The organism is Paraburkholderia sp. UCT2, assembly GCF_014397665.1.
Lineage (GTDB): Bacteria > Pseudomonadota > Gammaproteobacteria > Burkholderiales > Burkholderiaceae > Paraburkholderia > Paraburkholderia tuberum.
The window spans coordinates 12,245-32,982 of record NZ_VZQO01000039.1 but is presented as its reverse complement, the minus strand read 5'-3'; the positions used below and the strand labels follow the sequence as shown (position 1 = coordinate 32,982).

Annotated in this window: 18 protein-coding genes and 1 other RNA gene; 16 read left to right on the top strand and 3 right to left on the bottom strand. The window is 65.3% G+C overall.

Annotation, left to right across the window (positions count from 1 at the left end; all coding sequences use genetic code 11):
* Window positions 1-109 precede the first annotated feature (109 nt).
* On the bottom strand, window positions 110-436 hold the full coding sequence (trxA, locus tag F6X39_RS26685) for a thioredoxin TrxA (RefSeq protein ID WP_013089343.1): 327 nt from the start codon (window positions 434-436) through the stop codon (window positions 110-112).
* Window positions 437-946: 510 nt separating this feature from the next.
* Here trxA and ffs point away from each other — a divergent pair.
* The 8 genes from ffs (at window position 947) to F6X39_RS26645 (ending at window position 9,389) form a co-directional block, all read left to right on the top strand.
* An RNA gene (gene ffs, locus F6X39_RS26680) (signal recognition particle sRNA small type) lies at window positions 947-1,045 on the top strand.
* A gap of 182 nt (window positions 1,046-1,227) precedes the next feature.
* Window positions 1,228-3,783, top strand: a complete 2,556-nt coding sequence (locus tag F6X39_RS26675; RefSeq protein WP_187618784.1) for a DNA polymerase III subunit gamma/tau — start codon at window positions 1,228-1,230, stop codon at window positions 3,781-3,783.
* A gap of 73 nt (window positions 3,784-3,856) precedes the next feature.
* Entirely contained in the window at window positions 3,857-4,183 is a 327-nt protein-coding gene (locus F6X39_RS26670) for a YbaB/EbfC family nucleoid-associated protein (RefSeq protein ID WP_027197578.1), read from the top strand.
* A 225-nt stretch (window positions 4,184-4,408) separates the two neighbouring features.
* Window positions 4,409-5,005, top strand: coding sequence for a recombination mediator RecR (gene recR / locus F6X39_RS26665; protein ID WP_018418135.1), 597 nt, complete (start codon window positions 4,409-4,411; stop codon window positions 5,003-5,005).
* Between the two features lie 108 nt (window positions 5,006-5,113).
* Window positions 5,114-6,355, top strand: a complete 1,242-nt coding sequence (locus F6X39_RS26660; protein ID WP_187618783.1) for a CaiB/BaiF CoA transferase family protein — start codon at window positions 5,114-5,116, stop codon at window positions 6,353-6,355.
* Window positions 6,356-6,515: 160 nt separating this feature from the next.
* Window positions 6,516-7,553, top strand: coding sequence for an ABC transporter substrate-binding protein (locus tag F6X39_RS26655; RefSeq protein ID WP_187618782.1), 1,038 nt, complete (start codon window positions 6,516-6,518; stop codon window positions 7,551-7,553).
* Window positions 7,554-7,680: 127 nt separating this feature from the next.
* On the top strand, window positions 7,681-8,493 hold the full coding sequence (locus F6X39_RS26650) for an ABC transporter ATP-binding protein (RefSeq protein WP_090804630.1): 813 nt from the start codon (window positions 7,681-7,683) through the stop codon (window positions 8,491-8,493).
* A gap of 71 nt (window positions 8,494-8,564) precedes the next feature.
* On the top strand, window positions 8,565-9,389 hold the full coding sequence (locus tag F6X39_RS26645) for an ABC transporter permease (protein WP_090804632.1): 825 nt from the start codon (window positions 8,565-8,567) through the stop codon (window positions 9,387-9,389).
* Window positions 9,390-9,467: 78 nt separating this feature from the next.
* Here F6X39_RS26645 and F6X39_RS26640 read toward each other — a convergent pair whose 3' ends face one another.
* Window positions 9,468-10,442 (bottom strand): NADPH:quinone oxidoreductase family protein, encoded by a 975-nt coding sequence (locus F6X39_RS26640; RefSeq protein ID WP_187618781.1) that lies wholly within the window; start codon window positions 10,440-10,442, stop codon window positions 9,468-9,470.
* A 344-nt stretch (window positions 10,443-10,786) separates the two neighbouring features.
* On the opposite strand from F6X39_RS26640, the gene surE reads away from it, so the two are divergent.
* The 6 genes from surE to rlmD all read left to right on the top strand — a co-directional run bounded on the left by surE (window position 10,787) and on the right by rlmD (window position 17,146).
* Complete coding sequence (gene surE / locus F6X39_RS26635) at window positions 10,787-11,545, top strand: 5'/3'-nucleotidase SurE (RefSeq protein ID WP_184063695.1); 759 nt, start codon at window positions 10,787-10,789, stop codon at window positions 11,543-11,545.
* Entirely contained in the window at window positions 11,542-12,729 is a 1,188-nt protein-coding gene (locus F6X39_RS26630) for a protein-L-isoaspartate(D-aspartate) O-methyltransferase (RefSeq protein ID WP_187618780.1), read from the top strand. Before surE ends, F6X39_RS26630 begins: the two co-directional genes overlap by 4 nt.
* A 5-nt stretch (window positions 12,730-12,734) precedes the next feature.
* The gene (locus F6X39_RS26625) at window positions 12,735-13,685 is read left to right on the top strand and encodes a peptidoglycan DD-metalloendopeptidase family protein (RefSeq protein ID WP_184028933.1); all 951 of its coding nucleotides are present in this window, start codon (window positions 12,735-12,737) and stop codon (window positions 13,683-13,685) included.
* Window positions 13,686-13,696: 11 nt separating this feature from the next.
* Window positions 13,697-14,785, top strand: coding sequence for an RNA polymerase sigma factor RpoS (rpoS, locus tag F6X39_RS26620; RefSeq protein ID WP_018418126.1), 1,089 nt, complete (start codon window positions 13,697-13,699; stop codon window positions 14,783-14,785).
* Between the two features lie 4 nt (window positions 14,786-14,789).
* The gene (locus tag F6X39_RS26615; RefSeq protein WP_184064915.1) at window positions 14,790-15,566 is read left to right on the top strand and encodes a 3'-5' exonuclease; all 777 of its coding nucleotides are present in this window, start codon (window positions 14,790-14,792) and stop codon (window positions 15,564-15,566) included.
* Between the two features lie 149 nt (window positions 15,567-15,715).
* A complete protein-coding gene (gene rlmD, locus F6X39_RS26610; protein WP_187618779.1) occupies window positions 15,716-17,146 on the top strand; it encodes a 23S rRNA (uracil(1939)-C(5))-methyltransferase RlmD in 1,431 nt (476 codons plus the stop codon).
* A gap of 91 nt (window positions 17,147-17,237) precedes the next feature.
* Here rlmD and F6X39_RS26605 read toward each other — a convergent pair whose 3' ends face one another.
* Window positions 17,238-18,098 (bottom strand): outer membrane protein assembly factor BamD, encoded by an 861-nt coding sequence (locus tag F6X39_RS26605; RefSeq protein ID WP_187618778.1) that lies wholly within the window; start codon window positions 18,096-18,098, stop codon window positions 17,238-17,240.
* A gap of 38 nt (window positions 18,099-18,136) precedes the next feature.
* Between F6X39_RS26605 and F6X39_RS26600 the strand changes: the two genes are divergently transcribed.
* Both F6X39_RS26600 and pgeF read left to right on the top strand, forming a co-directional pair.
* Window positions 18,137-19,387: an RluA family pseudouridine synthase gene (locus F6X39_RS26600; RefSeq protein WP_187618777.1), complete on the top strand. Its 1,251-nt coding sequence runs from the start codon at window positions 18,137-18,139 to the stop codon at window positions 19,385-19,387.
* Window positions 19,384-20,247 carry a peptidoglycan editing factor PgeF gene (pgeF, locus tag F6X39_RS26595; protein WP_187618776.1) on the top strand — a complete coding sequence of 288 codons (864 nt, stop codon included), beginning with the start codon at window positions 19,384-19,386 and terminating at the stop codon, window positions 20,245-20,247. Before F6X39_RS26600 ends, pgeF begins: the two co-directional genes overlap by 4 nt.
* Window positions 20,248-20,738: the final 491 nt, after the last annotated feature.

Below are 20,738 nucleotides of genomic sequence, written 5' to 3'. Positions count from 1 at the left end.
ACAACACGCTTGACCGGCGGGCGCGGCGGTTTGCTCACCCGATGCGCCCGCTTCTCCAACTGCCTGCGGCGCGCGATGGACCCGCGAGCGCCGCGGCGTACTGCTTGCTTTACAGGTTGCCGTCGAGGAACGCGGTGAGTTGCGACTTCGACAGAGCTCCGACCTTCTGAGCGGCAACGGCGCCGTTCTTGAACAGGATCAATGTGGGGATGCCGCGCACGCCAAACTTGACCGGCGTGGACTGATGCTCGTCGACATTGATCTTCGCGACTTGCAGGCGATCGGCGTAGTCCTTCGCGACCTCGTCGAGGATCGGCGCGATCATCTTGCACGGACCGCACCATTCGGCCCAGAAATCGAGCAACACGGGTTTATCGGATTTCACGACGTCCTGTTCGAACGATGCGTCGCTAATATGCTTGATTTGTTCGCTCATTTATGAATACCTCTCTCGGTTCGAGGCCCGCCTGAATTGCTCGCCACGATACGTCAAAAACTGGGAATACTTCCGTTCGCTTTGCCGCATCCAGAGCCTCGCCGCGCATGCCTGTGAAAATCAGAAGAACCGTCTGAAAAAACGCCGGATTTTCACGCAATGCGCGGAAAGAGTCGCGTATGCGGGTCTTTCAACTGGCAGTGTAGCTTAATTCGCTATGCGTTGCCGATGGCGATAGTACTCATCAAGGCAGTGGGGCCAATAGGCCGCCGCCGCAGCGTCGGCCGGTTTCTGCGGCTCACGGCGACCGCGTTGGCAATCTAAATGGAGTCGCGCGCGGCGAACTCAAGTGCCGCGCGCGGCGGGCGTCGCCGCGGTGGCCGGGAGGGCGTCTGGCGGCGTGCAGAAAGCGGCCGCAAACCGCGCGAAGCGGTTCGAAGCGGAGCGTCGTTCGCGTTTTGCTCGTGTCAACAGTCGCACAATGCGCGCGGCAATGATAGAATCCTTCGTGACGGGCCTCCTCGCATGGAGGGATGGTCAACCTGGTCAGGTCGGGAACGAAGCAGCCACAGCCGTTTTCCACCAGTGCCGAGGGTCGGGCTCGTCACCTTTCCTTGCTTTTTTCTCCGCGGCCGTTTTCACGGCTTCTCCGCAGTTTCTCCTCAGTCATTCCCAGCTTTTGTATTGATCGTTCGCCGTCTTCGGATGGAGCGTCGTCGTGGCCGTTTCGCGCATTTCACGCGTCTTCCCGAATCGGTTTTGCGCGCCATTGTTACTGATACAATTTCCGGATGACCTATCAAGTTCTCGCACGCAAATGGCGGCCGAAGGATTTCGCTTCGCTCGTCGGACAGGAGCACGTGGTGCGCGCGCTCACCCATGCGCTCGACGGCGGCCGTCTGCACCATGCCTATTTGTTTACAGGTACGCGCGGCGTCGGCAAGACCACGCTGTCGCGCATCTTCGCGAAGGCGCTCAATTGCGAGACCGGCGTGACGTCGACGCCGTGCGGCGTATGCCGTGCGTGTCGCGAGATCGACGAAGGGCGCTTTGTCGATTACGTCGAAATGGACGCGGCGAGTAATCGTGGCGTCGATGAAATGGCCGCGCTGCTCGAGCGCGCGGTGTACGCGCCCGTCGATGCGCGCTTCAAGGTCTACATGATCGACGAAGTGCACATGCTGACGAACCACGCGTTCAATGCGATGCTGAAGACGCTCGAAGAGCCCCCACCGCACGTCAAGTTCATCCTCGCGACCACCGACCCGCAGAAGATTCCGGTCACCGTGCTGTCGCGCTGTCTGCAGTTCAATCTGAAGCAGATGCCGGCCGGCCATATCGTGTCGCATCTCGAACGCATTCTCGGCGAAGAGAGCGTGCCTCACGAGGCGCAGGCGTTGCGCCTGCTCGCGCGCGCGGCCGACGGTTCGATGCGCGACGCGCTATCGCTGACCGATCAGGCGATCGCCTATTCGGCGAACCAGGTCAGTGAAGACGCGGTGCGCGGCATGCTCGGCGCGCTCGACCAAAGCTATCTGATCCGCCTGCTCGACGCGCTCGCGCAGGGCGACGGCGCGGCGGTGCTGGCGGTCGCCGACGAGATGGCCTTGCGCAGCCTGTCGTTCTCGACGGCGCTGCAAGACCTGGCGAGCCTGCTGCATCGGATCGCGTGGGCGCAGTTCGCGCCTTCGTCGGTGCTCGACGAATGGCCGGAGGCGGCCGACTTGCGCCGTTTCGCCGACGCGTTGAGCGCCGAGCAGGTGCAACTGTTCTATCAGATCGCGACGATCGGCCGAAGCGAACTGGGCCTCGCGCCCGACGAATACGCGGGCTTCACGATGACGCTGCTGCGCATGCTCGCGTTCGAGCCGGCGCCGACAGGCGGCGGTGGCGGAGCAGCGGGAGCCGCTGGCACGCAGAGCGGTGCGGGCGGAGCCGGCGCCGGTGCGCAGCGCTCGGGTGCACCGACGGTTGCCGCGCTGCGCGCGCTGTCACCGTCGTCCGCGACGGCCATGGCGGCTGCTGCGCCCGTTCGTGGACCTCAGGTAGGCATCGCCGGCGAGGAGCAGGGCGACGCGATGAAATCCACCGCGCCGACTGCAAAGCCGATCGCGATGCCCGCAGCCGAGTCCGCGCAATCTGAAGCAGCATCGCAATCGCCCAATGCCGAAGTCGCCCGCGTGACAGAAGCGCCTGCCATTACGGCACCCCCGCTGGCGCCGTGGGAAGACGCGCCCGCGAATGCCGTCGCCACGATCGCCAGCTCCAGCGCGCCGGTCTCGAACGAAGTTTCCGACATCGCACCTTCGTCCGCACTGAGCGCGCTTGCAACTGCCGCGCCTGGTCGCGCGGAAGAGGCCACGTCACCGGAACCGGAAGCGCGGCCGGAATTGGCGGCGCCCGCTTCAACGGCGGCACCGGCGGCCGCAGCCGACTCCGTGCCGCGCCGCGCGGGCGGCGCCAGCGCCGCGCTCGACGTGCTGCGCAACGCCGGCATGAAAGTATCGTCCGACCGTGGCCGTGCTAACACGGACGTGTCCGCGAAGCCGGCCGCACCCGCCACACCGAAGCCGGCCGCACCGAAGTCGGCCGCACCGAAACCCGCCGCGCCGCGTGTGGCCGTGCCGGTGCCGACGCCCGGTGCGTCACGCCGCGTGTCGCAGGACACCGCCGCGCAGGCTGCGCCCACTCGCGACGCAAATAGCGGCGCGAGCAGCGATGCGCAGCAGAACAGCCCGTCGATCCCACCATGGGACGACATGCCGCCCGACGACTACCTGCCGTTGTCCGCCGCGGACGACGCGTACTTCATTCCGCCAGACGACAACTTCGTGCCGGTGTTCGACCGCGGCCCCGACGAGGTCCGCATGGACGGCGTGGCCGCGCAGCCCGCCGACACGCGCCCGCTGCCGCCTGCCGTGCCGCTCGATCCGCTAGGTTTCACCGGCGACTGGCCGGCGCTCGCCGTCGATCTGCCGCTGAAGGGCATCTCGAATCAGCTTGCCTTCAACAGCGAACTGATGGCGCTCGACGGCAGCACGCTGAAGCTCAACGTGCCGGTGCCGCAATACGCAGAAGCGTCGCAGGTCGCTAAACTGAAGGCAGCGCTCGTCGAGCGGCTCGGCCAGAACGTCGACGTGCAGGTCGAAGTCGGCCCGGCGCGCCGTACCGCCGCCGCGCACGACGCGAAGCTGCGCGCGCAGCGCCAGCAGGAAGCCGAGCGCGAGATCAGCGCCGATCCGTTCGTGCAGTCGCTGATTCGCGAGTTCGGCGCGAGCATCGTGCCGGGCTCGATCCGCCCGATTACCCCGGACGCCGCCCCGAACGGCGCGTCGCCGGCCCACTGATCCATCGTTCGCGGCGTCGTCGCGGCGCGGCGCCGGAATGCCAGATTTCACGCTATCTAGAAGGAGCACGTCCATGATGAAAGGCCAACTCGCCGGGCTGATGAAGCAAGCCCAGCAGATGCAGGAAAACATGAAGAAGATGCAGGAGCAACTCGCGCTGATCGAAGTCGAGGGGCAGTCGGGTGCCGGTCTCGTCAAGGTGACGATGACCTGCAAGAACGACGTGCGCCGCGTGTCGATCGACCCGAGCCTGCTCGCCGACGACAAGGACATGCTGGAAGATCTCGTCGCCGCCGCGTTCAACGACGCCGTGCGCAAGGCCGAGGCGACCGCGCAGGAAAAGATGGGCGGCATGACCGCCGGCCTGCCGCTGCCGCCGGGTTTCAAGCTGCCGTTCTGAACCTGCTCTGATTGAGAACGGGCTGAAGCGGGTGAGCGCCGCGGCGGTTGATTGCCGCGGCTGCGGCCGCTTCCTCGTCGCCGCGCGCCGCGTGCAGGCTGGAAACATCGAACCTGCAGCCGCGCGTGAAAGCGTCGTCACGGCGTGAAAGCGCGGCCCGGTTCGAGCAAGACCCCCGCATCCGATTCGCCCACCCGAGCACTACCCACGTCGACGCCGATCCGCATGAAACAACCTTCCGCCCTGTCGGCGCTCGTCGAAGCGCTGCGCGCGCTGCCCGGTGTCGGGCCGAAGTCCGCGCAGCGCATGGCGTATCACCTGATGCAGCACGATCGCGAAGGCGCCGAAAAGCTCGGGCGCTCGCTGTTGTTCGCGACCGAGCATCTGCGTCACTGCGAAAAGTGCAACACATTTACCGAAGCGCAGATCTGCGAGGTCTGCCTCGATGAGGAGCGCGATCCCTCGCTGCTGTGCGTCGTCGAAACGCCGGCCGACCAGATCATGCTCGAACAGACGATGACCTATCGCGGCCTCTATTTCGTGCTGATGGGGCGGTTGAGTCCGCTCGACGGCATCGGCCCGAAGGAAATCCATTTCGACCGGCTCGTGAAGCGCGCGTCGGATGGCGTCGTCAAGGAAGTCGTGCTGGCCACCAATTTCACCAACGAGGGTGAGGCCACCGCGCATTACCTCGGACAGACGCTGAAGGCGCGCGGCCTTGCCGTGACGCGTCTCGCGCGCGGCGTGCCGGTGGGCGGCGAGCTCGAGTATGTCGACGCGGGCACGATCGCGCGCGCGATGCTCGACCGTCGTTCGATGTAGCCACGCGGCTTTCGTTGGCCGCCGCCATATCCGTCCAGGCACGCATCGTCGCAAGTCGTTGCAAACCAGACAGACCGGGTGCACAACGATGCAGAACCAAGGAGACTCATGAGCGCCACTCCCGAATCAGGCGCGAGCGCCGCACCGCATGACGCGTGCGGTCCGCTCGCCGGCGTCAAGGTGCTGGAGCTCGGCACGCTGATTGCCGGGCCGTTCGCCGCGCGTTTTCTCGGCGAGTTCGGCGCCGACGTCGTCAAGATCGAAGACCCCAAAGGCGGCGACCCGCTGCGCAAATGGCGCAAGCTGTACCCGGAAGTCGGCGGTACGTCGCTGTGGTGGGCCGTGCAGGCGCGCAACAAGAAGTCCGTCACGATCAACCTGAAAGCCGAAGAGGGCAAGGAGATCGTGCGGCGCCTCGCGAAAGAGGCCGATATCGTCGTCGAGAATTTCCGGCCCGGTCTGCTCGAAAAGCTCGGGCTCGGCTACGACGTGCTGTCCGCCGAGAACCCCGGCCTCGTGATGGTGCGTCTGTCGGGCTACGGCCAGACGGGCCCGTATCGCGACCGGCCCGGCTTCGGCGCGATCGCCGAGTCGATGGGCGGTCTGCGCCATATCACCGGCTATCCGGATCTGCCGCCGCCGCGCATCGGCATTTCGATCGGCGATTCGATCGCCGCGCTGCACGGTGTGATCGGCGCGCTGATGGCGCTGCATCACAAGCAGGTGAACGGCGGCAAGGGGCAGGTCGTCGACGTCGCGCTGTACGAGGCCGTCTTCAACATGATGGAAAGCGTGGTGCCCGAATACGGCGTCTACGGCATGGTGCGCGAGCGTACCGGCGCGTCTCTGCCGGGCATCGTGCCGTCGAATACGTATCCGTGCCGCGACGGCAGCATCGTGATCGGCGGCAATAGCGATCCGATCTTCAGGCGCCTGATGATCGCGATCGAACGCGACGATCTCGCCAACGATCCGGCGCTCGCGCATAACGATGGCCGCGTGCTGCGCACGCAGGAAATCGACGCCGCGATCGGCGCGTGGCTGTCCACGCGCACGATCGACGAAGCGCTCGCGGTGCTGAACGCGGCCGACGTGCCGGTGGGCCGCATCTACAGCGTCGCCGATATGTTCACCGATCCGCAGTTCATCGCGCGGCAGATGATCCAGCGGTTCAAGTGGCAGGACGGCAAGGAAATCACGCTGCCCACGGTTACGCCGAAGCTGTCGGCGACGCCCGGTGAGACGCGCTGGCTGGGGCCAGAACTGGGTGAACATACCGATGAAGTCCTGCAATCGCTAGGTTATGATGCTGACGGCATCGCGCGGTTGCGGGCGCAACAGATCGTCTGATGCGCACAGCGCAACGCATAGAGAAAGGCGCGTAAAGCGCAGCGCTGACGCACGATTCGCGCCTTGCGACCGGCAGCCCCACACCGTGGCCAAGCGCTTGCGCAACGCGCACACGGGCGGTCAAAAAGCCGGACGACAAAAAATCTGGAGACAACGGACCATGCAACGCAGAACCTTCCTCGCCGGCGGTGCGGCGCTCGCGGGCGCCTCGCTCGCGGCCACGCCGTTCGCTTTCGCGCAGGGCAAGCCCGAGACCACCAAGGTCGCCATCGCGGTCGGCGGCAAGAACCTGTTCTATTACCTGCCGCTGACGATCGCCGAGCGCCGCAACTACTTCAGGGACGAGGGGCTCGAAGTCGAGATTTCCGACTTCGCGGGCGGCTCGCAGGCGTTGAAGGCGGCAGTCGGCGGAAGCGCCGACGTGGTCTCCGGCGCGTTCGAACACACGCTGCTGTTGCAGGCGCAAAAGCAGATGTTCCGCGAATTCGTGCTGCAGGGCCGCGCGCCGCAGATCGTGCTCGCGGTGTCGAAGAAGACGATGCCGAACTACAAGTCGATCGCCGATCTGAAGGGCAAGAAGATCGGCGTGACCGCGCCGGGTTCGTCGACGGCGATCATGGCGAGTTTCGTCCTCGCGAAAGCAGGGCTCAGTCCGAAGGACGTCGCGTTCATCGGCGTGGGCGCCGGTGCCGGCGCGATCGCCGCGCTGCAGTCCGGGCAGATCGACGCGATCGCCAATCTCGATCCGGTCGTCACGCGCCTCGAGCGCGCCGGCGACGTGCGCGTCGTGTCGGATACCCGCACGCTCACCGATACGCACATCGTGTTCGGCGGCGACATGCCGGCGGGCTGCCTGTACGCATCGCAGTCGTTCATCACGAAGAACCCGAACACCACGCAGGCGCTGACCAATGCGATGGTGCGCGCGCTCAAGTGGCTGCAGAACGCGAGCGGCAGCGAACTGATCAACACGGTGCCGGAGAGCTATCTGCTCGGCGACCGCGCGCTCTATCTCGACGCGTGGCAGCACGTGCGCGAAGCGATGTCGCCCGACGGCCTGATGCCCGCCGACGGTCCCGCGACGTCGCTGAAGACGCTGAAAGCGTTCGATCCGGTGATCCAGAACGCGCAGATCGATCTGTCGAAGACGTGGACCAACGACTTCGTGAAGAAGGCGCTCGCGACCGTCAAGGCATAAACGACGCGGCGCGCGCACAGGCGCATCGAATGGGACGTGGACAGGGCGATTCGCCGCGTCCACAGCCGTCGCCCCAGCGTCGCCGCGACAACTCCCCGCTAACCCGATTCCCGAAGCGAGCCGTACGATGACCGTTGCTGCCCTGGCGCTCGAAAACATCACCTGCACGTTCGCCGCGCGTGACAACCGCGCACAGCGCTACACAGCAGTTAAGGACACGACGCTGCGTATCGAGCCCGGCGAGTTCGTGTCGGTCGTCGGGCCGACTGGCTGCGGCAAGTCCACGCTGCTGAACATCGGCGCGGGGCTGCTCCAGCCGTCGACGGGCGGCGTCAGCGTGTTCGGCGAACAGCTCAGCGGCCTGAATCGCCGTGCGGGCTATATGTTCCAGGCAGATGCGCTGATGCCGTGGCGCTCGGCGCTCGACAACGTGATGGCCGGCCTGTCGTTTCACCGCGTACCGGCCTCGGAAGCGCGCGCGAAGGCCGAAGAGTGGTTGAAGCGTGTCGGTCTCGGCGGCTTCGGCGACCGCTATCCGCATCAGCTGTCGGGCGGCATGCGCAAGCGCGTCGCGATGGCGCAGACGCTGATCCTCGACCCCGACATCATCCTCATGGACGAGCCGTTTTCCGCGCTGGATATTCAAACGCGGCAACTGATGGAAAACGAGCTGCTCGATCTCTGGGCCGCGAAGCGCAAGGCCGTGCTGTTCATTACGCACGATCTCGACGAAGCGATCGCGATGTCGGACCGCGTGGTGGTACTGTCGGCCGGGCCTGCGACGCATCCGATCGGCGAGTTCCGGATCGATCTGCCGCGGCCGCGCGATGTCGCCGAAATCCGTTCGCATCCGCGCTTCGTCGAGTTGCATGCGCAGCTCTGGGGTGTGCTGCGCGATGAGGTGCTCAAGGGTTATCAGCAGCAACTGACCGCTGTTTAAATGTGCAGCGCATCCCCGCCTGCGCATCGAAAAGAAGACGTGTTCAATAATCGTCCAAGGCAAACCAAGTCATGTGGAAGACGTTGCGCCCGAGCCGGGCGAATCTGGTGATCTGGCAGTGGCTGCTGCTCGTGCTGTGCTTCGTGCTGTGGTACGTGCTGACGAGCCCGACGCTGATACCGCCGTTCTATTTCGACGATCCGAACAAGGCGGCGTTTTTCTTTGGTGAGCCGCAGAAAGTACTGCAGCGGATCTGGGAATGGTTCACGGGCGGCGAGATCTATCTGCATCTGTGGATTACGCTCGTCGAGACCGTGCTCGCGTTCGTCTTTGGCACCACGATCGGGCTCGGCGTCGGCCTGTGGCTCGCGCTCGCGCCGACCGCGAGCGCGCTGTTCGATCCGTACGTGAAGGCCGCGAACTCGATGCCGCGCGTGATTCTCGCGCCGATCTTCGGCGTGTGGTTCGGCCTCGGCATCTGGTCGAAGGTCGCACTCGGCGTCACGCTGGTGTTCTTCATCGTGTTCTTCAACGTCTACCAGGGCGTGAAGGAAGTGAGCCCGGTCGTGCTCGCAAACGCGCGCATGCTCGGCGCGAACCGCAAACAGCTGCTGCGTTTCGTCTATCTGCCGAGCGCGATGAGCTGGGTGTTTTCGAGCCTGCATACGTCGGTGGGGCTTGCGTTCGTCGGCTCGGTGGTGGGCGAGTATCTGGGCTCGGCGCGCGGCGTCGGCTATCTGATCCTGCAGGCCGAGGGCACCTTCGATATCAACACGGTGTTCGCGGGGATTCTGGTGTTGACCGCGTTCGCGCTGATTCTCGATGCGATCGTCGGGACCGCGGAGCGGCGTTTGATGAAGTGGCAGCCGCGCACCGGGGATACAGAGAAGTTGTGAACGTGGATCGCAAGCGGCGCGGCGGCCGAAATCGCAGTCGGCCGCCGCGCCGTTTTTGATGCTGCTTTATTGGTTGTGCTACGGCGTGATGACCACCTTGCCGATCACGCGGCGCTCGGCCATGTCGCGCAACGCGCGGCCGGTGTCGTCGAGCGAGTAGCGGGCCGACACGTAGGGCTTGAGCTTGCCTTCACGAATCCAGCCGGTCATCTGCTCGAATGCCGCGCGATTGCGCTGCGGCTCACGCTTTGCGAAGTCGCCCCAGAACACGCCGACCACGCTTGCGCCCTTGAGCAACATCAGGTTCAGCGGCAGCCTTGGAATCTCGCCATTCGCAAAGCCGACCACCAGATAACGCCCCCTCCAGCCGATGCTGCGAAACGCCGGCTCCGCATACACGCCGCCGACCGGGTCGTAGATCACGTCCGGACCTTTGCCGTCGGTGAGCGCCTTGATGCGCTCGCGCAGATCCTCGGTGTTGTAGTTGATCGTCGCGTCCGCGCCGTGCTTCACGCAGGTCGCGAGCTTTTCGTCGCTCGATGCCGCCGCGATCACGCGCGCGCCGAGCGCCTTGCCGATTTCGACCGCCGCCAGCCCGACTCCGCCGGCCGCGCCGAGCACGAGTATCGTCTCGCCCGGCTGCAGCGCGCCGCGATCGACCACCGCGTGATGCGAGGTGCCATACGCGAGCGTGAACGCGGCCGCGAGTTCGAACGACACGTCATCGTCGAGCGGCACGCAGGCCGCGGCGGGCGCAAGCGCCTGCTCGGCAAAACCGCCGGAGCCGGTGAACGCGGCCACGCGCGAACCAGGCTTGAACTGCGTGACGCCTTCGCCCACCGCGCGCACGATGCCCGCGGCTTCCGAACCGGGCGTGAACGGCAGCGGCGGCTTGAACTGGTATTTGTTCTCGATGATCAGCACGTCGGGAAAATTGATGGCCGCGGCCTTCACGTCGATCACGACGTGGCCAGGCGGCGCTTCGAGATCCGCCAGGTTGTCGACGACCAGGCTCTCGGGCGGCCCGTACTGCTTGCAGCGAATCGCGCGCATCGTGTCTCCGTATCGTTCAGGGTTGGCACTGTTTTCGAGTGTAAAGCAAAGCGCACGACCGTGCGATTTATTGTGCTGCGGGTTACAACGTGCAGCGCGCTTTTGATGCGTCGCGCGCGCTTCTCGCGCACGCCGTATTGCATTGCACAGCGCGAAGTACGCACAGGATCCGATTTCATCGACGAGCGCGCACGGCCGCGCGTTCAGTGCGAAGCAGCATCCTTGCGTTCGATACAAGCATCCGCGCACCTGGAAAATACTGGCTCGCACGACGCTTGTGCACGCCACGCAGACACGCCGTCCATGTCGTTCGCGTGCCATCTTTCCTCGGTTACAATCGGCGCATGCGAATCCTACTCAGCAACGACGACGGTTATCTGGCGCCGGGCCTCGCCGCGCTTTACGAAGCGCTGAAGCCGATCGCCAACGTCACCGTGATGGCTCCCGAACAGAACTGCAGCGCCGCGTCGAATTCCCTGACGCTGTGGCGGCCGCTGTCGGTCCTGCGTTCGGCGAACGGTTTCTACTACGTGAACGGCACGCCGACCGACTCGGTGCACATCGCACTGACCGGCATGCTCGACCATACACCGGACCTCGTCGTGTCGGGTATCAACAACGGCCAGAACATGGGCGACGACACGCTGTATTCCGGCACCGTCGCAGCCGCCACCGAAGGCATCATGTTCGGGGTGCCGGCCATTGCGTTCTCGCTCGTCGACAAGGACTGGGCGCATCTCGAAGACGCGGCCCGCGTTGCCGCCGAAATCGTCGCGCATTATCTCGCGCGGCCGTTGCCGGGACATCCGCTGCTGAACGTCAATATTCCTAACCTGCCGTATGACGAACTGCGCGGCTGGCAGATCACGCGACTCGGCAAACGTCATCCGTCGCAGCCGGTGATCCGCCAGACCAATCCGCGCGGCGAACCGATCTATTGGATCGGCGCCTCGGGCCAGGCGCGCGACGCGAGCGAAGGCACGGACTTCCATGCGGTGGCCAACGGCGCCGTGTCGATCACGCCGCTGCAGCTCGATCTGACCTACACGCAAATGCTGCCCGCGGCGCGCGACTGGCTGCGCGCCGGGAGCGGCAGTTCATGACCGGCGAGCGCGCGAAGCGCTTTCCGTTAGGTCTCGAGGACCTGGTGCGCGAACCGCGCCGGCCCGAGGGACGTCCGGGTGAGATGCGCGCGGCGGCGCTCGCGGCGAGCGCGGCGTTGAACGCACGGCAGCAGTCGGCGAAACCGACGCAGGGCGGCGCGGCCGCACGGGCGCAAGCGAGGACCTCAACTGCTGCGCAATCTACGCCGGCGACGCGGCCCCAGGTGATTCCCCAGGCGAAGACGCAAAGCGCTTCGTTCGGTACGTCAACGGCGGCGACCGGTGCAATGCCGCCAAAGCCGCAGGCCGCGCCAGTCGCAAAGACAACGGCGAACTCGTTGGCTGGTGCATTGGCGGGGCAGCCTGTCAAGCAAGCACCAAAGTCGTCGGTCAAGCCAGGCAAAAACTCGACGCATGCGTCTGGCCACAGCGCACGCGCGACGCCATCGCCACTCCAGTCGCAACTGCAGCAAAGCGCGAAACCCGCGCCGAACGCCGCGTTGGCCGGTGCAATGAGCGGCGCGATGAACAACGCCTTGGCGCTGACCTCGGAACGGGTTCGCGAACGCATGGTCGAACGCGTGCGAGCCAATGGCGTCAGCGATCAGCGTGTGCTGAACGCGATGGCGGCGGTGCCGCGCCACATGTTCGTCGATCCGGGTCTTGCGGCCCAGGCGTACGAAGATGCCGCGCTGCCGATCGGTCATCACCAGACTATCTCGAAGCCGTCGGTGGTTGCGCGAATGATCGAACTCGCGGCGGCCGGGCGCGCGCTGAACACGGTGCTCGAAATCGGCACCGGTTGCGGCTATCAGGCGGCGGTGCTGAGCCAGGTCGCACGCGAGGTTTATTCGATCGAACGCATCAAGCCGCTGTCCGAGCGCGCGAAGACGAATCTGCGTCCGCTGCGCATTCCGAATATCCGGCTGCATTACGGCGACGGGCGGCTCGGTTTGCCGTCGGCGGCCCCGTTCGACGCGATCGTGATCGCGGCGGCCGGGCTCGACGTGCCGCAGGCGTTGCTCGAGCAGCTTGCGATCGGCGGACGTCTGGTTGCGCCGGTCGGCTCGCAGGAAGGACAGAGCCAGGTGCTGACGCTGATCGAGCGCCTCGGCCCCGCGCAATGGCGCGAGTCGCGGCTTGATCGCGTTTTCTTTGTACCCTTAAAATCCGGAGTGATTTGACACCGATGAGTATGTTGCGCGCGATGCAGAGAACCACCCCGAATACCCCCCTGACCGTAACCCAGCGCAGCGTGTGCGTGCTCGCCTTGTCCCTGTTGATGACGGCCTGTGCATCCCGGCTCGACCAGGCGCCCGTCGTCGATCGCTCCGGCGGCGGCACGCTCGCCACCGCGCAGGGCGCGGCGCAACCGGCGGTGCCGCTCGGCCCGCCGCCGCCCGGCTACTATCGCGTGAAGCCGGGCGATACGCTGTACCGCATTGCGCTCGAAAACGGCCAGAATTACCGCGACATCTCGACGTGGAACAACCTGACCAACCCGAATCAGATCGAAGTCGACCAGCTGCTGCGCGTCGTGCCGCCGGGTGCGAATACCGCGGCCATGACGCCGGGCGTGTCGACCGCGCCGATCGGCAGCACGGGCGCGGTGCAAAGCGCACCGCTGAACAACAACGCGCCGGCCGTGGTCGGCGCAGCGATGCCGCCGCTCTACGGCGGCGCGACGAACGGTACGCCCGCGAATGGTGCGGTAGCTGCGCCTCCGGCCAATCCCTCTGCGGCGAGCGCCGACATCGGCAGCGCCGCGGCAGGCAACGTAGCATTTGCATGGCCGGTGCGCGGTCCGCTGCTCAACACGTTCAACGACTCGACCAACAAGGGCGTCAATATCGGCGGCTCCGCGGGCGAGCCGGTTAAAGCGTCAGCCGATGGTCGCGTCGTCTATGCCGGAAATGGGCTGCGTGGTTACGGCAATCTCATTATCATCAAGCATGATGCAACTTATCTCACCGCGTATGCACACAACCGCGCTTTGATGGTAAAAGAGGGGGACGCGGTTACGAAGGGGCAGAAGATCGCAGAGATGGGCAATAGCGATTCCGACCGTGTGATGTTGCATTTCGAAGTTCGCCGACAGGGTAAACCAGTCGACCCACTGAAGTATTTGCCGCCGCAATAAGCGATACGACCATGCCGAAATCGAAGCGCCGCCCGCCGCAAGCCGAGTCTGAGACGATCAGCGAAGTCACGTCTGCCGCAGTGGACGAAAGCGGCGCTTCGGAAGTGGAAGAAGAGGTCGCGGAGGAGCGCGATCTCGACGAACGCCAGAGCGGCCTCGACGACAGCGAGAGCGCTGACGCGCGCGAAACCACCGGCGAGGCGCCGCCCGACGCCGACGATTTCCGCGCACTGCTGCAGGCCGAGCTCACGGCCGACACGATCCAGCATTATCTGAATCGCATCAGCGTGAAGCCGTTGCTCACCGTCGAGGAAGAGCAGAAATATTCGCGCCTTGCCAAGGCCGGCGAGTTCGAAGCGCGGCAGGTGATGATCGAGCGCAATCTGCGGCTGGTCGTCAGCATTGCCAAGGGTTATCTGAATCGCGGCGTGCCGCTGCTCGATCTGATCGAGGAGGGCAACCTCGGCCTCATGCACGCAATCGAAAAATTCGATCCGACGCGCGGCTTCCGTTTCTCGACCTACGCGACGTGGTGGATCCGCCAGAGCATCGAGCGCGCGATCATGAACCAGGCGCGTACGGTGCGATTGCCCGTCCATGTGATTCGTGAGCTCAACCAGGTGTTGCGCGCGAAGCGCCATCTGGAAAAGAACTCGATGAATTCGGGGGAGGCGGCCGAGCGCCGCGACGCGAGCATCGACGACATCGCTTATCTGACCGGCAAGACCACCGACGAAGTCACCGACATCCTCGCGCTGAACGAGCACACCGCCTCGCTCGATGCGCCGCTCGATCTCGATCCGGCGAGCAGCCTGCTCGATCTGCTGTCGGACGACCAGAGCCAGTCGCCAGACGCCGAAGTGCAGCATCGCGAGCTCGAAACACTGACACGCGCATGGCTCGCGCGTTTGTCGGACAAGCACCGCCATGTGATCGAGCGGCGCTTCGGTCTGAATCACATCGAGCCCGCCACGCTCGAGGAGCTGGCCGACGAAATGGGCCTCACGCGCGAGCGTGTGCGCCAGATCCAACAGGAAGCGCTGGTGCGACTGAAGCGCTTCTTTGCCTCAAACGGTGTCCGCAAAGACGCCGTTCTCTGACCTGATGACACCGATTCTTGTTTTCGACATCGAGACGATTCCCGATGTCGCCGGCATCCGCCGGCTTGAAGATTTGCCCGCGTCGATGAGCGACGCCGACGTCGCCGAGCACGCGTTCGCCGCACGCCGCGAAAAAACTGGCAGCGATTTTCTGCCGCATCACCTCCAGCGGGTCGCGGCGATTTCCTGCGTGTTCCGTGACAACAACGGTTTTCGCGTGCGCTCGCTCGGTACGCCCGAGGACGGCGAGGCGACGCTCGTGCAGTCGTTCTATCGCGTGATCGAAAAGTACACGCCGCAACTCGTGTCGTGGAACGGCGGCGGTTTCGATCTGCCGGTGCTCAACTACCGCGCGCTCGTCAACGGCATCCCCGCCTACCGGTTCTGGGATCTCGGCGAGGACGACCGCGACTTCAAGTGGAACAACTACATCAGCCGCTACCACGCGCGACACACCGATCTGATGGACGTGCTCGCGATGTACCAGGCGCGCGCGAACGCGCCGCTCGACGCGCTCGCGAAGATGTGCGGCTTTCCGGGCAAGATGGGCATGGACGGCAGTCAGGTGTGGCAGGCGTTCCAGCAAGGGCGTATCGAGGAAATCCGCAATTACTGCGAGACCGACGTCGTCAATACGTACCTGCTGTATTGCCGCTTCCAACTGATGCGCGGTGGCTTTTCGCCGTCGGAGTATGCTGACGAGATCAACCTCGTGAAGAACGCGCTCGCGCTGGAAAGCGCGCCGCAGTGGGCCGAGTATCTGGCGGCGTTCGAGCAGTAAGCGCGCGCGAGCAGAGCCTCCGCCGGGGAGCCGCAATCCGGGCCGCGATCCGCACTCGCTCCGCGTGTGGTCCGCACCGCATCGCAGGCAAGCCCGGCGCTTCGTCTACAATCTCGCCTTTCCCCCATAGTTTGTCAGGAAGTCCGCAGGTGTCCCGAACTGCCCCCCAACGTCGCTCGCCGCGGCGCTCATCGAAGCATGCCAGGGCACACGCCCCGGCGCCGGCGCCCGTCATTACCGGCAACGAACCGCTCATCGAAATCGTTTCGCTCGATATGGAAGCGCGCGGCGTGGGCCGCACCACGAGCGAAGACGGCACGCCAGGCAAGGTCGTGTTCGTCGAAGGCGCGCTGCCGGGTGAACTCGTCAGTTATTCGACGCATCGCAGCAAGCCGAAATTCGAGCAGGCCGAAGTCGTCCAGGTGTTCCGCGAAAGCGTGATCCGCACGACGCCGAAATGCACGTACTTCAACATCTGCGGCGGCTGCTCGATGCAGCATCTCGACATGCGCGCGCAGGTGGCGGTCAAGCAGCGCGTGCTCGAGGACAGCCTGCAGCATCTGGCGAAGCTGCGCCCCGAAACGGTGTTCCGGCCGATTCACGGGCCGTCCTGGGGTTATCGCTATCGCGCGCGGCTCGCGGTGCGCTACCTGCCGGAGCGCGGCGGCATGCGCATCGGCTTTCACGAGAAGAAGAGCAGCTATATCGCCGACATGAAGACCTGCGAGGTGCTGCCGCCGCATGTGTCGGCGATGCTGATGCCGCTGCGTTTCATGGTCCGCAAGCTGTCTATCTACGACCGCATGCCGCAGCTCGAGCTCGCGGTCGGCTCGTCGGTCACGGCGCTCGTCGTGCGCAACCTCGAACCGCTGACGGCCGGGGACGAGCAGGTGCTGCGCGAGTTCGCGGACGAGCACAAGGTGCAGTTCTGGATCCAGCCGGGCGGTCCCGACACGGTCACGCCGCTTTATCCTCTCGACGTGCAGCTCGACTACACGCTGCCCGAATACGGCATCCGTATGCCGTTCAAGCCAACTGATTTCACCCAGGTCAATCACGCGATCAACCGCGTGCTGGTGAGCCGCGCGCTGCGCCTGCTGGCGCCGGCACGCACCGACCGCGTGCTCGACCTGTTCTGCGGGATCGGCAACTTCACGCTGCCGCTCGCGCGAATCTCGCGGGAAGTGGTCGGCATCGAGGGTAGCGAAGTGCTGACCCAGCGCGCGCTCGCGAATGCGGAGCTGAATGGCGTCGCCGGGCATACGTCGTTCGTGTGCCGCAACCTGTTCGAAGTCACCGCCGACGACTTGCGCGCGCTCGGCCACTTCGACAAGTTCCTCGTCGATCCGCCGCGCGAAGGCGCGCTCGCGATCGCGAAGGCGCTCGCGGAGATCGCGCAGAGCGGCAACGGGCCGCTGCCGACGCGCATCGTCTATGTGTCGTGCGCGCCGGCCACGCTCGCGCGCGATGCCGGGCTGCTCGTGCATGAGGCCGGCTATCGGCTGGTGGGCGCGGGCGTCGTCAATATGTTCCCGCATACGTCGCACGTGGAATCGATTGCGCTGTTCGAGCGCGATTGAGTCTCGCGGCGCGCACAAACGAAAACGCCACGACCGAGGTCGTGGCGTTTTCGTTTTCAGACGAAGGTCAGTGTGCCGTCGGCGTGAGGGCTCAGAACTGCCACCACGACTTCGCCGTGCCGGGCCGTGCGTGGCCGGTCACGTACGGGCTGTCGGGGAAGGTGCCGGCCAGCACGCGACGAGTGTCGTCGGCGAGTTGCTGGTTGTTCAGCTTCTCGTACGACAGGATCATGATGTGCAGCGCGTCTTCGATGGCCGGCGCGTTCTTGTACTCGCGCAATGCGAGCTGCGCACGGTTGATGGCGGCGACATAGGCGCCGCGGCGATAGTAGTAGTCCGCGGCGTGGACTTCGTGCGATGCAAGCGCATTCACGATGTAGCGCATGCGCTGCGCGGCGTCCGCCGCGTACTTGCTGTTCGGGAAGCGGTCCACCACGACCTTGAACGCGTCATACGACTCGCGCAGCGACTTCGGATCGCGCTCGCTCATATCCTGGCCCGAGAAGCGGCCGAACAGACCGAGGTCGTCGTTGAAGTGGATCATGCCCTTCAGGTAATACGCGTAGGCGATGTCCGGATGATCCGGGTGCAGCTGGATGAAGCGGTCGATGGCCTGGTCGGCGGCGGCGTTTTCGTTGTCTTTCCAGTTGCAGTACGCGACGTTGATCTGCGCCTGCTGGGCGAAGTGGCCGAACGGGTCGCGGCCCTCGAGCAGCTCGAAATACTTCGCGCACTTGCCCCAGTCGCCACCGGTCAGGGCGTCGTTCGCCTCCGTATATAATTTGTTGTTGTTCCACGCTGCCGTTTCGTCGGTCTTCTCCGGCAGGCCGTGGCAAGCCGCAACAGCGACGACGGCCGCGGCGCACGCAATGTATCCGGCCAGTTTCCGGGCCGCCTTCTTGATGGCCGCCAAATTGATCGCCGTTTCAGTGATGGTGTTCAAGGCTCGCATTTTCCAGTCTAGCTTTACGTCCAGGTGACCCAGATTCAATGACCCGCTCAAATACTCCAGGCGCCGCAGGCGCCGGGAATGGCAACGAAGATTATAGCGTAAGCGCCGACCCGGCCGACGCGTTGGGCGTCGATTCCCTCGACGACGATTTCTCCAGCGACGCGCTCGCCGCAAGCAGCCCGCAAGGCTCTGCGGCCGCGGCGGCACCCGTGCCCGTGCGCGCGGCCGACGAAGCGCCGCGCAGCGTCGTGGTACCCGACGAACTGGCCGGCGAGCGCCTCGACAAGGTGCTCGCCAAAGTATTCCCGGAGTTCTCGCGCAGCCGTCTGCAAAGCTGGATCGAGGCGCAGCGGGTGCGCGTCGACGGCAAGGCGGCGAAGATCCGCCAGCCGGTGCCGCTTGGCGCGACGATCGAGCTCGTGCCCGATCTGCTGCCCGAGCAGCTCGCCTTCACGCCCGAGCCTGTGCCGCTCGACATCGTCTACGAGGACGACACGCTCGTCGTCATCAACAAGCCGGCCGGCATGGTCGTGCATCCGGCGGCTGGCAATTGGAGCGGCACCGTGCTGAACGGGCTGCTCTACCGCTATGGCGAGTCCGCGGCGGGTCTGCCGCGCGCGGGCATCGTGCATCGGCTCGACAAGGAGACGTCGGGGCTGATGGTGGTCGCGCGCACGCTCGAGGCGCAGACTGACCTCGTGCGCCAGTTGCAGGCGCGCACGGTCAAGCGCCGCTATCTCGCGCTCGTGTGGGGCAACCTGCCCGACGAAGGCACGATCGACGCGCCGATCGGCCGCGATCCGCGCGAGCGCACGCGCATGGCCGTGGTGACGGGCGCGGCCGGCAAGCCGGCGCGCACGCATTTCCGGCGCGTGGCCTCGGCGATCTGGCAGCGTCAGCCGGTCACGGCGATTCACTGCGATCTGGAGACGGGGCGCACGCATCAGATTCGCGTGCATTGCGCGCACATCGGTCATCCGTTGCTCGGCGATCCCGTGTACGGACGCGCGCGCGGCAAGCGCTCGGTCACGCCGCTGCCAGACGGCTTCGCGCGCCAGGCGCTGCACGCGTGGCGGCTCGGCCTGATTCATCCGAAGACCGGCCGCTCGATGCAATGGCGCGCCGAGGTGCCGGCCGACATCGAGGCGTTGTCGGCCGCGCTCGGTCTGGGTCGCGACGACGCGGGCGAGTTCGACGATGCGTATGGCGAGGATGAGGACTACGATGCATCGGTCGACGACGGCGCGTACGATAAAGACAGCGACCACGACGAGGACGATCACGCATGAGCACCAATCTGCCGGAGCTGGGTTTTGCCGATGTCGTGCAACCCGCATGGAACGTGTCGCCGCGCGTGCGCGCGCTCGTGACCACCCGCGACGGCGGCGTCAGCGACGCGCCGTTCGGCCGCTGGCGCGACGGCGCCGACCAGCCCGGCGGGCTGAATCTGGGCATGAAGACCGGCGACGATCCCGCCGCGGTCGCGAGCAATCGCGCACGGCTCGTCGCGCTTGCCGGTGTTCGCGAGGCCGCGTGGCTCGAACAGATCCATGGCGCCGGCATCGTCCGCGCCGAGGATGCGATCGCGCACGCGCGCGAGCATGGTGCGCCGGCGCGCGCCGACGCGAGCGTCACCGATGGCGCGGGCATCGCGTGCGTCGTCATGGTCGCCGATTGCATGCCGGTGCTGTTGTGCGACGAAGCGGGGCGCGCGGTCGGCGCCGCGCATGCCGGGTGGCGCGGACTCGCGGCGGGCATCGTCGAGCAGACCGCCGCGCGGGTCGCGGCACTGGCGGGTGTGCGGGCGAGCGAGCTGCATGCCTACCTCGGGCCATCGATCGGGCCCACCGCATTCGAAGTCGGCGCAGACGTGCGTGACGCCTTCATGACCGGTGCCGACGATGCACAACGCGACGCGATCGCGCAGGCGTTCGTCGCGCATCCCGCGAATGCCGGCAAATATCTCGCTGATCTGCCGGCGCTGGCGCGCCTGCGCCTGCAGCGGCTCGGTCTTACACGCATCAGCGGCGGCGATCTGTGCACGGTCACGTTGCGCGAGCGTTTTTATTCGTATCGCCGTGATCGCGAGACCGGTCGCATGGCCGCGTTGATCTGGATCGACGAACAGGCGCAATCAATTGCCGATTAATTCGGGATGGCGCGCGGGCGCATCTTGTCATACTTTTAAAATCGAGCCGTGCTTTTATTTCGCGTGAATGCGCACCGGGTCGTTATTCGCGAATCCCACTGCCGACCGGTCGCTGACGGCCCGTTCCCCGGCCTTCACACGCATTTTTTGTTGCGCCGCCGGAAGGCCCGCCAATAGCGCGAATCGCCCGCCGGCTGTGTGGGCGACCGAACGAATAAATATGCTTAAGTGCCATGCGCCGTAGGAGTTTTTCGGATTTACCCGCGGCAGGCATCATTTGATTCGTTAAAGCGCGATTTGCCATACAGGGAAAACGATAATTAAAAAACTATCGCACTGCGGCAAAATCGGGAGCAAGCATTGACATGCCTTGTGATGGGGAGCAAGAATGTTCCTTCTAAGCTCCTCGTCGTTCATGGGACAGGGCGTGACGAAGTCGCGAGCAATCGCCACGTGCGCACGGACCTGCCTCTCAACCCGTCCGCAAGGAC

Bases quoted from the DNA above. Each gene is read 5' to 3' on its own strand.
- F6X39_RS26600 (WP_187618777.1), top strand. From the start codon at position 18,137: ATGACCCGCTCAAATACTCCAGGCGCCGCAGGCGCCGGGAATGGCAAC.
- pgeF (WP_187618776.1), top strand. From the start codon at position 19,384: ATGAGCACCAATCTGCCGGAGCTGGGTTTTGCCGATGTCGTGCAACCC.
- F6X39_RS26630 (WP_187618780.1), top strand. From the start codon at position 11,542: ATGACCGGCGAGCGCGCGAAGCGCTTTCCGTTAGGTCTCGAGGACCTG.
- F6X39_RS26650 (WP_090804630.1), top strand. From the start codon at position 7,681: ATGACCGTTGCTGCCCTGGCGCTCGAAAACATCACCTGCACGTTCGCC.
- F6X39_RS26640 (WP_187618781.1), bottom strand. From the start codon at position 10,442: ATGCGCGCGATTCGCTGCAAGCAGTACGGGCCGCCCGAGAGCCTGGTC.
- F6X39_RS26655 (WP_187618782.1), top strand. From the start codon at position 6,516: ATGCAACGCAGAACCTTCCTCGCCGGCGGTGCGGCGCTCGCGGGCGCC.
- F6X39_RS26660 (WP_187618783.1), top strand. From the start codon at position 5,114: ATGAGCGCCACTCCCGAATCAGGCGCGAGCGCCGCACCGCATGACGCG.
- recR (WP_018418135.1), top strand. From the start codon at position 4,409: ATGAAACAACCTTCCGCCCTGTCGGCGCTCGTCGAAGCGCTGCGCGCG.
- F6X39_RS26645 (WP_090804632.1), top strand. From the start codon at position 8,565: ATGTGGAAGACGTTGCGCCCGAGCCGGGCGAATCTGGTGATCTGGCAG.
- F6X39_RS26625 (WP_184028933.1), top strand. From the start codon at position 12,735: ATGAGTATGTTGCGCGCGATGCAGAGAACCACCCCGAATACCCCCCTG.
- rpoS (WP_018418126.1), top strand. From the start codon at position 13,697: ATGCCGAAATCGAAGCGCCGCCCGCCGCAAGCCGAGTCTGAGACGATC.
- F6X39_RS26675 (WP_187618784.1), top strand. From the start codon at position 1,228: ATGACCTATCAAGTTCTCGCACGCAAATGGCGGCCGAAGGATTTCGCT.
- F6X39_RS26615 (WP_184064915.1), top strand. From the start codon at position 14,790: ATGACACCGATTCTTGTTTTCGACATCGAGACGATTCCCGATGTCGCC.
- surE (WP_184063695.1), top strand. From the start codon at position 10,787: ATGCGAATCCTACTCAGCAACGACGACGGTTATCTGGCGCCGGGCCTC.
- F6X39_RS26605 (WP_187618778.1), bottom strand. From the start codon at position 18,098: ATGCGAGCCTTGAACACCATCACTGAAACGGCGATCAATTTGGCGGCC.
- trxA (WP_013089343.1), bottom strand. From the start codon at position 436: ATGAGCGAACAAATCAAGCATATTAGCGACGCATCGTTCGAACAGGAC.
- F6X39_RS26670 (WP_027197578.1), top strand. From the start codon at position 3,857: ATGATGAAAGGCCAACTCGCCGGGCTGATGAAGCAAGCCCAGCAGATG.